The organism is Tistrella mobilis (genome assembly GCF_041468085.1).
Lineage (GTDB): Bacteria > Pseudomonadota > Alphaproteobacteria > Tistrellales > Tistrellaceae > Tistrella > Tistrella mobilis_A.
In genome coordinates, this window is the sequence record NZ_CP121014.1 from 689,936 (window position 1) to 702,579 (window position 12,644).

Below are 12,644 nucleotides of genomic sequence, written 5' to 3' on the forward strand. Positions count from 1 at the left end.
GCCATGACCATCCCCCCCGGTTTTCCGCGCCTGAACGAGCCCGCCCCGCATTTCGAGGCGCGGACGACGCATGGGCCCGTTTCCCTCGCCAGTTACAGGGGCCGCTGGCTGGTGCTGTTCGCCCATCCGGCGGATTTCACGCCGGTCTGCACGACCGAATTCATCGCCTTCGCCCGCGCCCATGACCGGTTCCAGACCCTGAATTGCGACCTGCTGGGCCTGTCGATCGACAGCGTCTTTGCGCATCTCGCCTGGACCCGCAACATCAAGGAAAAGTTCGGGGTCGAGATCCCCTTTCCGATCATCGAGGACATCTCGATGAACGTCGCCAATGCCTATGGCATGGTTCATCCAGGCGCCGCCGACACCCAGGCCGTGCGCGCCACCTTCGTCATCGACCCGGAAAGCCGCCTGCGCGCGATGATCTATTATCCGATGAGCAATGGCCGCTCCATCGAAGAGATCCTGCGCCTGGTCACCGCCCTGCAGACGAGCGACACCCACGGCGTGGCCACCCCGGAAGCCTGGTGCCCGGGGGACAAGGTGATCGTGTCGCCCCCGAAAACGGCGGCCGAGGCCGAGGCCCGCGCCGGTCAGGGCTATGAGACGACGGACTGGTACTTCTCGCAAAAATCGCTCTGACAACATCCCGGAGCGGCCGGTGGCCGCTCCGGGCCGATTGAAGACGGAAGACGCCATGCGCAGCCGGCTTTTTCTTCCCCTGATCCTCATGGTGCTGGCCCTGCCCGCCCAGGGCGCGGACCGCCCCGCGAACCCGGCACAGCAAACCAGATACGGGCTGTATGTCACCGCATCCGAGGCCCATGCCCTGATGACCGGCGGACAGGCGCGATACATCCTGGTCGATGTGCGCGACCCCATCGAGACCATGTTCACCGGCAGCACGGCGATGGCGGATATCCAGCTGCCCTGGATGACGGCCGACCCCACGGCGTTCGATGCCGGGAAGGGAGGCTACGAAATGGTCCGCAATCCGCACTTCCTGCCGGAGCTGGAAAGCCGGCTGGCGGCGCTGAAGGCGGACAGGTCCACGCCGCTGATCATCATGTGCCGGTCGGGCAGCACCCGCAGCGCCCCGGTCGCCGACCTGCTTTACGAGCACGGCTATGCGGCAGTTTACAGCATGGTGGACGGGTTCGAAGGCGAGCCGGCGAAAGACGGCCCCCACAAGGGCGTTCGACTCGTCGGCGGCTGGCGCAATTCCGGCCTGCCCTGGGGATACCGGATCGACCCCGCCAAAGCCTGGAAACGCCCGGAAGGAGACATGAAATGACCGTTCTGCGTGCCGCCGCGCTTCTTGCCGGCCTCTGCCTCGTCGCCGCGCCGGTTGCGGCCAGGGACAGCCTGTTCGTTACCGTGACCAGCGGCGACCCCCAGACCCAGGCCATGGCCATGGTTCTGTCGCAGCAGGCCCTGCAACGGCAGACGCCGGTGCGCATTCTGCTCTGCGGCCCCGGCGGCGATCTTGCGCGGAAGGATTACCAGGGGCCTGCCCTGAAGCCTTCCGGCAAGACGCCGCAGCAGATGCTCCAGGGGGTGATCCAGGCCGGCGCCCATGCAGAGCTTTGCGCGCTCTATCTGCCGAACAGCAACGGCCTGACCGCGGCCGATCTGATCGACGGCGTGGCCCCTGTGACACCGCCGGTGATCGGCGAGCATATGGATCGCCCCGATGTCCGCTATCTCGGCTTCTGAAGGTCGGGGCGCCCTGGCCTATGCCCCGCCGGCCCTGTTCACCATCGTGATGGGAACCGGCGGGCTGGGTCTGGCCTGGAGCAGGGCCGGCCGGATACCTGGCATGCCGGCCGGCATCGGCGATGTTCTGCTGCTGCTGGCCGCCGGGCTGTTCGTCGTCATCGCCGGCGCCTATATTGCCAAGGCGATCCGCCATCCGGCCATGGTGGCGGCGGATCTGCGCCATCCGGTGACGGTCAATTTCCTCCCCGCCGCCGCCATCGGGCTGATGATCCTGGGCAGCGGCCTGTCGGGCTACGGTAGCTGGGCCGGGATGCTGTGGATCGCGGGCGCGCTGGCGCAGCTGCTCGCCGCCCTCTGGATCATCGGTCGGTGGATCACGCAGGAACAGCCCGTCGCCGCGGCCAACCCGGCCTGGTTCATCCCCGTGGTCGGCACGATCCTGGCCCCGGTCGGCGGCGTCGCCTTCGGCCATCTGGCGCTATCGTGGTTCATGTTTGCGGTGGGGCTGTTCTTCTGGCTGACATTGATGCCGGTGCTGATGAACCGCATCCTGTTCCATGCCCGCATGCCGCCGAAGCTGTGGCCGACGCTGGCCATCCTGGTCGCGCCCCCGGCCGTCGGCTACCTGTCCTGGCAGGCACTGACGGGCGGAGGCGACGACGTCGTGTCGCGGATCCTGTTCGCCGCGGCCCTGTTCCTGGCCCTGATCCTGATCAGCCGCGCCCGCCACCTCGCAGCCGCCCCGTTCTCCATGGCCTGGTGGGCCTATACCTTCCCCAGCGCCGCCCTGGCCCTGGCCTGCCTCCGTCAGGCGGAGCTGGGCCTGATGCCCGGCGGCACCGCCGCCGCCGGCGCCGTGCTGCTGATGGCGACCGGCCTGCTGATCCTGGTCGGCCTGCGAACCATCATCGGCCTGATCCGGGGAAGCCTGCTGGTTCCCGACTAAGGCAGCCCGGGCCGGCGGCGGCCGTCCAGGCCCACTGATAGCCTTCGAACAGGGTCGAGATCAGAAGCGCGACCATCGGGAAAACCGCCGTGGCATAGCCGGCCCGGGCCGAGCCGATCTTCTGCACCAGCAGCAGATAGGTGGTGAAGCCGGTGACCGGGCCGATCACCGCCAGATAGGCGAGCGCCGCCCAATAGGTGATGCCGTCGGGCAGAACCACCGGCTGCCCGGTCGCCAGGATCAGCGTCAGCAGGACGGCAGCCCCCATGCCCATCCCCCAGGCATTCGCGGTGACCGGAGAGGTGCCGAGCGCAGTGTTCCGGCGCGAAGCCATATTGCCGAACGAGAACATCAGCGTGCCGAACCCCGCCCAGGCAATGCCGCGCAGGCTGTTGCCGTCGAGCGTGGTGAACAGGTCGTGCCAGAACAGCAGGACCAGCCCGGCCAGCGCAAAGCGATAGAAGATCGACACCATGACCGGCACGGCACCGATCTGCAGGGCGATCGCGATCCACGTCGTGCCCCAGATCAGCACGGTGGCGACGAAGAGAAGGGATGTGTTCATCGGCGCAGCATAAGCCGGGCGACCCCCGGCAGTTTTGCATCTTCTTGGGCAAATCCGCAGGCCGCCACTTTTCCCGGGGCGCCGGCCGACCTGACATCGGCCGACGCACCCAACGGCCGGCCCCCCATGTCTCACATCGCGACTTCCCGCCCCTTCCACGCCCGACACCATCTACGACGTCCTGCGCAGATCACCGGTCGCAAGGGCGCTCGCCGGCATGGAGCTGGGCGAAGGCTGTGCGGTCACGGTCTGGGAAAACACCCGCAATCGGGTGTGCTATCAGGCGCCGGCCCATACGACCTTCAGCCTTTATCTTCAGGGCGGGACCGGAACGCGGCGGCTGGATGCCGGCGGGGTAGCCGGCTATCCGGGGGCGATCTGCGTGATGCCCGAGGGCTGCGGCTCGGACTGGGAGATCAACGCCCCCTTCCGCTTCGTGCATCTCTATCTGTCGGAAGCCAGGCTGCGCAGCGGCTTCGCCCGCACCCATGACGGCGACGCCCGCAGCCTGGACCTGCCGGAAGCGACCTTCATCCGCAACCCGGACCTCGCCGCCCCGCTCGCCCGCCTTGCCGCAGCCGGCGCCGACGGGGATGTTCTGCACGCCGAAACCGCCCTCGCAGAGCTGTTCGGCGCCCTGCGCCGGAAGCCTGGTCCCACGCGGGCCGGCACCACGCAGGCGGGCCCCCTGCGCGCGGGCCTTGCCCCGCATATCCTGCGCCGGGTCGACGACTGGATCGACGCCCATCTGGACCAGACGATCACGCTGGACGACCTCGCCGCCCTGGCCGACCTGTCGGGCTATCACTTCCACCGCATGTTCCGCCTGTCCCGCGGCATCGCCCCGCATGCCTGGATCACCTGGAAACGCGTCGCCCGGGCCCGCATCCTGCTTCGAACCGACCGACCCATCGCCGGCATCGCCGCCGCCTGCGGCTTTTCAAGCCAGAGCCACCTGACACGCGTTTTCCACCGGCATACGGGGTGGACGCCGGCGGGGTATCGGGGGGTTGTGGCGAAGAGCAGATGGCTGAGCCGGGAAATCATCGTGTAGCGAGGTTGATGGCGTGAAACATACGGCTACACCCTGCCAAGCAGGGGGAGGTGAGGCGCCGCAAGCTGTCGTTCTTGGAGCCTGTTTCAGGTCTTGCTTTGGTAAGTGACGATCAGAAATTCTACCATGAATACGGTGGCTGCTGGCACCTAACCATGGTTAGGTGTAAGATGGCTAAACGCTGATCACGACTCACGATAGGGGATCTCGACGATCAGATCATCGCCATATGTTGCCGTGCCTAGAACAAGCTCATCAGCCATCCATGGAAGATCATGTCCCTCAGATTGAGGTGCTGGGCTCATGGGTTCTAATTATTGCAGATTGGTATAACGTGCGATCGGAGCGAATGCATGAGATGGATAATTGAAAACAAGGAATGGCTATTCAGCGGAATTGCCGTAACGATACCATTGGCATGCTTGGGTTGGATTCTCTCCAACCGGTCGAGCCGACAATTTCAACGGGGTGGACGGAATTCGACTAATATACAGGTTGGCAAGAACATAGAAATCAAGGTAAATAAAGATGACAAATAACCAAAGACAAAAAGGAGGAGATAGCTCTACAAATATACAAACACAGCAGATCATAATCAACACTGGAATTGATGAAAAACGCGCACGTGAAATTTGTCAAGAGATAAATTCTCAATTACGCGCATCTTATACACAGGAGGCAATGGAAATAGCCAAATCTCGAGTGGAAGAATTTGAGAATAAACTAATGAGCAAAATGGATCAGGTTGATGGCGCGATGAGCGCGTTTGCTGATCCGGGCTTTCAGTTACTATTAGCTCAAGCTCAGAAAGCGGCCGCCGCCACTGAAAGGGCTGTCGACCATGAACTACTGTCTCAGTTGCTCGTAGAGCGTTTCAAGAAGGGAGAGAATCGTAGTGCGCGAGCAAGCATAAGCCTTGCTGTCAACATCGTCGATAAAATTACCGATGAGGCCTTGCTGGGTCTTACTGCGGCGCAAGCTCTACAATGCTTTGTCCCCCTGATAGGTGACATCACGCGGGCGCTTGATACTTTGGAGGAGATATTCAAGAGAATAATCTACTGCGAGCTTCCTACCGGAGAAGAATGGCTCCATGATTTGGATGCATTAGCTGCCATTCGAGTCAATCCTATGATGCGCATTACGCCATTTTCAAAATTTTATCCACAAAAGTTGCCGGGATTTATTGATGTTGGGATTTTGAAGGATTCAGATACACATAAGACAGCCATTAATATTTTAGTGGAGAATAGAATCCCCCAAAATATTCTTGTGGAGAATAGTTTCAATCAAAAATTTGTTCGCCTGAATCTCTCTAGAGTTGAGTTCATTGGCAAAATACAAGTAATAAGCTTGCAGCCAGATGGGATTTATAAATCTCAAAAACTCTCCGAGGCACAAAAGGCCGCTGTGAAGCGAATTTACGAAATGTATTCTAAAATTCCAGGAGAAAAAGAAGGAAATATAGCTTCATTCATAAATGAATGGGACAAGAGAACAAAATTGAAAGAAATTAGAACATGGTGGGACAATATTCCATTTGGATTACATGTCACACCTGCTGGAAGAATTCTAGCTCACTCGAATGGTCAGAGATGCGATCCCAGTATACCATCCTTGTATTAGACCAGACGTCTTAATGTGAGACCAATTTAAGAGAAGTAGAGATCCTATTTTTCATCTTATATTTCTCGCGAGGACAGAAATTCATAAAAATGCACCTCCCCTATTTTTATAGCGTACGTGTCGGTCGCTTCGCCAACACTTATAAATGACTCTGCTCAGCATTCATTTAATACCGAAGCTAGCTAACCGACATTCTGTTTTGGATCGTTTCCTGTTGCCGCTCAAGGAGGAGCACCGGCAGCGCGAACTGCCAGGGTGTCAATCGGCCCCATGATCTCGGCCTCAATTAAGTAGATAAAACGGTATGTAATTCTCCTATTAGTTGACGATTTGACAGCCGGCCAGCGGGTTAATTGTCTGCCGATCGCCACCGCCTGCCCTCCTCACCCTGAGCAACCGGAAAGACTGGTAACACTTCAGACCGGAGACATAGGTAACAGTTCACCCCGCCGATACTCCGCCGGCGACACCCCAAACGCCCCCCTGAACATATTGATCAGATGCGACGCATCGCAAAAACCCGTCGCATGGGCGATCTGGGTGACGGTGCGGGGGGTCGTTTCCAGCAGGTGGCGGGCGGCCTCCAGTCGCAGGCGTTGGCCGGCCCGGGCCGGGGAGAGGCCGAGATCGGACTGGAAGCTGCGTTCCAGCTTGCGGCGGCCCACGCCCAGATCGGCGGCCAGTTCGTCGATGGTTGCGGGGTCTTCCAGTCGCTGGCGCATGCGGATCAGCGCCTTGCGCACCAGCGGGTCGCGGGCGGTGAGCGAGCCGCCGGCGCCGGGCTGGGGCTTGTCGCCGGTCATCGCCTCGTCGATGATCATGATGCTGAGGCTTTTGATCGCCGCCACCCGGCCGATATGGGTTTCGACCAGATATGCCGCCAGATGCGCGGCGCTGTGGCCACCCGAACAGGTCAGCCGGTCGCGGTCGACGACGAAGATCTGATCCGAGACCGGCCGGGCCGAGCCGAAGCGTTCAAGAAAATCGTCGTGGTGGAACCAGCTGACGCAGCAGCGATAGCCGTCGAGCAGCCCGGCCTCGTGCAGCAGGAATACCCCCGTACACAGGCCGACCAGCTTCACCCCCCGCCCTGCCGCCGCCTGCAGGAACTGCATGCCGGCCGGTGGCAGCCCGCTCGCCTCGCGGATCAGCCCGCCCACCACCACGAGATAATCATAGGTGCCGGCGCGGTCGAGACGGGTATCGGGCTGCACCTTCACGCCGCAGCTCGACCGGATCGGGCCCATATCGTCGGAGAGCACCGTCCAGTCGCACAGGATCGGCCGCGAGCGGTCCGCCTCGTCGGCCGCAAGTCGCAGAACATCCACGAAATTTGCGAAGGCCGAGAGGGTGAACCGATCCGCGAGCAGGAAGGCGACACGCAGGCGTTTCCGGGCAGGGGTCATGACGCAATCATACAATACATCTGTCGCAGACCTCCAGTCCTTTGCCCCCGTCCTGCGCCTAGACTGTCTGACACCAGAGTGTTGGGGGGCAAGCCCGCATGACCCGTTTTTCCGCCATGTCGCTGTTGAAGAATGCCCTGACCGGCCACAAGGGCTGGACGGCACAATGGCCCGAAAGCGCGCCCAAGCCGGAATACGACGTGGTCATCGTCGGCGCCGGCGGCCATGGTCTTGGCGCCGCCTATTACCTGGCGAAAGAGCACGGCATCACCAATGTCGCGGTCATCGACAAGGGCTGGCTGGGCGGCGGCAATACCGGCCGCAACACCACCATCATCCGCTCCAACTATCTCTATGACGAAAGCGCCCGGCTCTATGATCACGCCGTCGATCTCTGGGACGGGCTGTCGCAGGACCTGAACTACAACGTCATGTATTCAAAGCGCGGCGTGCTGATGCTGGCGCATACCGTGCACGACATCCAGAGTTTCAAGCGCCACATCCACGCCAACCGCCTGAACGGCGTCGACAACCGCTGGTTGACGCCCGAAGAGGCCAAAGCCTATTGCCCGCCACTCGACATCTCTCCCCGCGCCCGCTATCCGGTGCTGGGCGCCGCCCTGCAGGAACGCGCCGGCACCGCCCGCCATGATGCGGTCGCCTGGGGCTATGCCCGCGCCGCGGCCGCGCGCGGGGTCGACATCATCCAGAACTGCCCGGTGACCGAAATCCGCCGCGGCCCCGATGGCCGGGTGACCGGGGTCGAGACCGCGAAGGGTTTCATCCGCGCGAAGAAGGTGGCGGTTTCGGCCGCCGGCAATACCAGCGTGGTGATGCAGAGCGCCGGCGTCCGGCTGCCGCTGGAAAGCTTCCCGCTGCAGGCGCTGGTGTCGGAGCCGGTGAAGCCGGTCTTCCCCTGCGTGGTGATGTCGAACACCGTGCATGCCTATATCAGCCAGTCCGACAAGGGCGAACTGGTCATCGGCTCGGGCACCGATCAGTACACCAGCTATTCCCAGCGCGGCGGCCTGCCGTTGATCGAGCACACGGTGGCGGCGATCTGCGAGATCTTCCCGATCTTCAACCGCATGCGGATGCTGCGCAAATGGGGCGGCATCGTCGATGTCACGCCCGACCGCTCGGCCATCCTGGGCAAGACGCCGGTACCGGGGCTCTATGTCAATTGCGGCTGGGGCACCGGCGGCTTCAAGGCGACGCCCGGCGCCGCCCATACGCTGGCCTGGACGGTGGCGAAAGACGAGCCGCACCCGATCAACGCCCCCTTCACGCTGGAGCGGTTCACCACCGGCCGTCTGATCGACGAAGCCGCGGCCGCCGCCGTCGCGCATTGAGGATCGCCCCATGCTTCTGATCCACTGCCCCTATTGCGGCGAAACCCTGCCCGAGCCGGAATTCGTCTATGCGGGCGAGGCCCATATCGCCCGGCCCGACCCCGCCACGGCCACCGACGACGCCTGGCGCGACTTCCTGTTCATCCGCAACAACATCCGCGGGCCCCATTTCGAACGCTGGCGCCATGTCCATGGCTGCGGCCGGTTCTTCAACGCGGTGCGCGACACGGTGAGCGACCGGTTTCTTGCCACCTACCGGGTCGGCGATCCCCGCCCGGATCCTGCGAGCCTGAAGGAGGGCGCGGAATGAGCCCCGCCGGTTTTCGCGTTCCGGGCCGCGGCCGGGTCGATTACGGCCGCCCGGTCACCTTCACCTTCGATGGCACATCCTATCAGGGCCTTGCCGGCGACACGGTCGCCTCGGCGCTGCTGGCCAATGGCGTGCACCTGGTCGGCCGGTCGTTCAAATATCACCGTCCGCGCGGCGTGCTGACCGCCGGATCGGAAGAGCCGAACGCCCTGGTCGGCACCCGCCGCGGCCCCGGCCGCGCCGAGCCCAACACCCGCGCCACGGTTCAGGAACTCCGCGCCGGGCTGGAGGTGACCAGCCAGAACCGCTATCCGACCCTGAAGCTGGATCTGGGCGCGATCAACGACCGCCTGCACATGCTGCTGCCGGCCGGCTTCTACTACAAAACCTTCATGTGGCCGAAGAGCTTCTGGGACCGGTTCTACGAGCCCGTCATCCGCGCGGCGGCGGGGCTGGGCGTCTCGCCCACCGAACCCGACCCGGACAGTTATGCCTCGCGCTATCTGCACACCGACGTGCTGGTGGTGGGCGCCGGCCCCGCCGGCCTGGCGGCGGCGCTGACCGCGGCCCGGGCCGGGCGGCGGGTCACCCTGGTCGACGAGACCGCCGAGGCCGGCGGCAGCCTGCTCAGCGAGCCGCAGGCGGTGATCGACGGCCGCCCGGCCTGGGACTGGCTGGCGGCGGCCCTGGCCGAGCTTGCCGGCCTCGGCGTGCGGGTCCTGACCCGCACCACCGCGATCGGCTATTACCATCAGAACATGGTCGGGCTCTGCCAGCGGCTGACCGATCACCTGGACGCGCCGGCCGCCGGCCAGCCGCGCGAACGGCTGTGGCGGGTGCGGGCGGGCCAGGTGGTGCTGGCCCAGGGCGCCCTTGAAAAACCGCTGGTCTTCGACGGCAACGACCGGCCGGGCGTGATGCTGGCCGGCGCCGCCCAAACCTATCTGAACCGCTATGGCGTGCGGGTGGGCAGGCGCGCGGTCATCGTCACCAGCCATGACAGCGCCTGGTACGCCGCCTTCGATCTGGCCGATGCCGGCACCGCCATCGCCGCGATCGTCGACACCCGCACCATCCCCCCTGCCGCCCTCAGGGCCGGGGCAGAGGCCCGGAACATCCCCGTCCTTGCCGGCCACACCGTTACCGGCACCTCCGGCCGGCTGCGGATCCGCGCGGTGCGGGTCAACCCGGTGACGGCCGGCCGGGTCGGGTCTGCAACCACGCTGGATTGCGACTGCCTGCTGGTCTCGGGCGGCTGGACGCCGTCGCTGCATCTGTTCTCGCACACGAAGGGCAGCCTGGTCTGGGATGCGGCGGCACAGACCTTCCTGCCCGGCACCCGCACCGAGGCCTGCCAGATCGCCGGGGCGGCCCGCGGGCTCTGGGGCATCGCCGCCGCGCTGGACGACGGCGCCGCGATGGGGGCAGCGGCGGTCCGCGAGTTGGGCGGGGATCCCGCCTCCCCCCGCCGCCACGCCGTCACCGGCGACCGGCCGGGTGCGGGCGAGAGCCTGACCGAGTTGCCGACCGACCGCGATCCGGGCCGGGCGCGGGCCTTCGTCGATTATCAGAACGACGTCACCGCCAAGGATCTGCGGCTGGCGGTGCGCGAGGGCATGCGCTCGATCGAGCATGTGAAGCGCTACACCACCAACGGCATGGCCACCGACCAGGGCAAGCTGTCGAACATCAACGGCCTGAACATCGCCGCCGATGCGCTGGGCCGCAGCCAGCCCGAGGTCGGGCTGACCACCTTCCGCCCGCCCTATACCCCCACCACCTTCGGCGCGCTGGCCGGCTATCACCGCGGCGATCATTTCGATGCCATCCGCAAGACGCCGATCGACGGCTGGGCCGTCGATCATGGCGCCGTCTTCGAACCGGTCGGGCTGTGGCGCCGGGCGCGCTATTTCCCGCAACCGGGCGAGGATATGGAGGCGGCGGTCGCCCGCGAATGCCGCGCCACCCGGGCAAGCCTCGGCATCTTCGACGCCTCGACGCTCGGCAAGATCGAGGTGGTGGGCCCCGATGCGGTCGCGTTCATGAACCGGATGTACAGCAATGCCTGGAACAGCCTGGCCCCCGGCCGGGCCCGGTATGGCCTGCTGCTGGGCGATGACGGTTTCATCCGCGACGACGGCGTCATCGGGCGGCTGAGCACCGACCGCTTCCACGTCACCACCACCACCGGCGGTGCCGCCCGCGTGCTCAACATGATGGAGGACTATCTCCAGACCGAATGGCCCGACCTCAAGGTCTGGCTGACCTCCACCACCGAACATTGGGCGACCATCGCCCTCAACGGCCCCAATGCCCGCACCCTGCTCAGCCCCTTCGTCGAGGGGCTGGACATCTCGGATGCCGCCTTCCCGCATATGTCCGTTGCCGAATGCCGCGTCGGCGGCTTTCCGGCCCGTCTGTTCCGGGTGAGCTTCACCGGTGAACTTGGTTTCGAGGTCAACGTCCCCGCCCGCCACGGCCGGGCGCTGTGGGAGATGCTGTGGGCGGCCGGCCAGCGCCACGGCATCTGTGCCTATGGGACAGAGACCATGCATGTGCTGCGGGCCGAGAAGGGCTATATCATCGTCGGCCAGGACACCGACGGCACCGTCACCCCCTTCGATGCCGGCCTCGGCTGGGCGGTGGGGCAGAAGAAGCCGGATTTCGTCGGCAAGCGCGGCCTGCAGCGCCCGGATCTGACGGCCCCCGGCCGCCGGCAGCTGGTCGGGCTGCTGACCCGCGACGGCAGAACCCGGCTGGAGGAAGGCGCGCAGATCGTGCTCGACCCGGCCCGGCCGGTGCCGATGAAGATGGTCGGTCACGTCACCTCTTCCTATCAGAGCGCGACCCTCGGCCGGCCGATCGCGCTGGCTCTGCTGGAAGGCGGCCATGACCGGATGGGAGAAACGGTCTTCATCCCCATGCCCGACCGGGTGATCGAGGCCGAGGTGACCGGCACCGTCTTCTACGACCCCGCCGGCGACCGGCTGAAGCTCTGACAGGGAGAGGCCCTGACCATGACCCCCGATCCGACCTTCGAACCCGGCCCGATCGCCCGCAGCGCTGCGGTCTCGGTCGCCCTCCTTGCCCCGGTCGCCCGCTTTTCGCTGCGGGCGCGCGTGGCCGATCTGCCGGCGCTGTCGCACGCGCTCGGGCTCGACCTGCCGCGGAAGATCGGCGACCGGGCCGGTGCCGGAACCACCGAGGTGCTGTGCCTCGGCCCCGACGACTGGCACATCCTGGCTGCCGAGGCCGATGCCGCGGGTCTGGCCGCGGCCGCGGCGGCCATCCGTGACGCCACGCCCCACAGCCTGACCGACATTTCCGACCGGGAGGTCACGGTCGCGATCGAGGGGCCAGGGGCTGCCGAACTGCTCACCCTCGGCTGCCCGCGCGACATCGACCGCATTCAGCCCGGCCGGGGCTGCCGGACCATCATGGACGGGGTAACGGTCCTGCTCCGCCGCGATGCGGCCGACCGCTTCCGGCTGGACATGTGGCGCTCCTTCGCGCCGCATGTCATCGCCCTTCTGCGCACCGGCTGCGCCGAACTCGCGGCAGATTCGTAAGACGAACAATTGTCCGCGGCCTGAAGTTCGTTCTGCGGTCAGTCCCCCATATGCGACATGTAGTAAAGCATCAGCAGCCGCCAGCCCATCTTCAGGT

At 64.8% G+C, this 12,644-nt stretch carries 12 protein-coding genes; 10 read left to right on the plus strand and 2 right to left on the minus strand.

Features of this window, described 5'->3' with window-relative positions:
* The first annotated feature begins 3 nt into the window (after window positions 1–3).
* Genes P7L68_RS02810 through P7L68_RS02825 form a run of 4 tightly spaced genes read left to right on the plus strand, consistent with a single transcriptional unit; the run spans window position 4 to window position 2,665 of the window.
* Window positions 4–642 (plus strand): peroxiredoxin, encoded by a 639-nt coding sequence (locus P7L68_RS02810; RefSeq protein ID WP_371998904.1) that lies wholly within the window; start codon window positions 4–6, stop codon window positions 640–642.
* 55 nt (window positions 643–697) lie between these two features.
* Complete coding sequence (locus P7L68_RS02815) at window positions 698–1,294, plus strand: rhodanese-like domain-containing protein (protein WP_371998905.1); 597 nt, start codon at window positions 698–700, stop codon at window positions 1,292–1,294.
* Window positions 1,291–1,716: a hypothetical protein gene (locus tag P7L68_RS02820; RefSeq protein WP_371998906.1), complete on the plus strand. Its 426-nt coding sequence runs from the start codon at window positions 1,291–1,293 to the stop codon at window positions 1,714–1,716. Before P7L68_RS02815 ends, P7L68_RS02820 begins: the two co-directional genes overlap by 4 nt.
* Entirely contained in the window at window positions 1,694–2,665 is a 972-nt protein-coding gene (locus tag P7L68_RS02825; protein ID WP_371998907.1) for an SLAC1 anion channel family protein, read from the plus strand. Before P7L68_RS02820 ends, P7L68_RS02825 begins: the two co-directional genes overlap by 23 nt.
* On the opposite strand, the gene P7L68_RS02830 is transcribed toward P7L68_RS02825, so the two are convergent.
* Window positions 2,625–3,230, minus strand: a complete 606-nt coding sequence (locus tag P7L68_RS02830; protein WP_371998908.1) for an EamA family transporter — start codon at window positions 3,228–3,230, stop codon at window positions 2,625–2,627. The genes P7L68_RS02825 and P7L68_RS02830 overlap by 41 nt on opposite strands.
* A 217-nt stretch (window positions 3,231–3,447) precedes the next feature.
* Between P7L68_RS02830 and P7L68_RS02835 the strand changes: the two genes are divergently transcribed.
* A complete protein-coding gene (locus P7L68_RS02835; protein WP_371998909.1) occupies window positions 3,448–4,284 on the plus strand; it encodes a helix-turn-helix transcriptional regulator in 837 nt (278 codons plus the stop codon).
* 528 nt (window positions 4,285–4,812) lie between these two features.
* Window positions 4,813–5,910 carry an LPO_1073/Vpar_1526 family protein gene (locus tag P7L68_RS02840; RefSeq protein ID WP_371998910.1) on the plus strand — a complete coding sequence of 366 codons (1,098 nt, stop codon included), beginning with the start codon at window positions 4,813–4,815 and terminating at the stop codon, window positions 5,908–5,910.
* Between the two features lie 416 nt (window positions 5,911–6,326).
* Here P7L68_RS02840 and P7L68_RS02845 read toward each other — a convergent pair whose 3' ends face one another.
* The gene (locus P7L68_RS02845) at window positions 6,327–7,316 is read right to left on the minus strand and encodes a GlxA family transcriptional regulator (RefSeq protein ID WP_371998911.1); all 990 of its coding nucleotides are present in this window, start codon (window positions 7,314–7,316) and stop codon (window positions 6,327–6,329) included.
* Window positions 7,317–7,414: 98 nt separating this feature from the next.
* Here P7L68_RS02845 and P7L68_RS02850 point away from each other — a divergent pair, with 98 nt between their 5' ends.
* From P7L68_RS02850 to P7L68_RS02865, 4 genes are read left to right on the plus strand one after another with little or no spacing between them, the layout of a single operon-like run.
* Window positions 7,415–8,668 carry a sarcosine oxidase subunit beta family protein gene (locus P7L68_RS02850; protein ID WP_371998912.1) on the plus strand — a complete coding sequence of 418 codons (1,254 nt, stop codon included), beginning with the start codon at window positions 7,415–7,417 and terminating at the stop codon, window positions 8,666–8,668.
* A gap of 10 nt (window positions 8,669–8,678) precedes the next feature.
* The gene (locus P7L68_RS02855; protein ID WP_371998913.1) at window positions 8,679–8,978 is read left to right on the plus strand and encodes a sarcosine oxidase subunit delta; all 300 of its coding nucleotides are present in this window, start codon (window positions 8,679–8,681) and stop codon (window positions 8,976–8,978) included.
* Window positions 8,975–11,977: a sarcosine oxidase subunit alpha gene (locus P7L68_RS02860; RefSeq protein WP_371998914.1), complete on the plus strand. Its 3,003-nt coding sequence runs from the start codon at window positions 8,975–8,977 to the stop codon at window positions 11,975–11,977. Before P7L68_RS02855 ends, P7L68_RS02860 begins: the two co-directional genes overlap by 4 nt.
* An 18-nt stretch (window positions 11,978–11,995) precedes the next feature.
* Window positions 11,996–12,547: a sarcosine oxidase subunit gamma gene (locus P7L68_RS02865; RefSeq protein WP_371998915.1), complete on the plus strand. Its 552-nt coding sequence runs from the start codon at window positions 11,996–11,998 to the stop codon at window positions 12,545–12,547.
* Window positions 12,548–12,644: the final 97 nt, after the last annotated feature.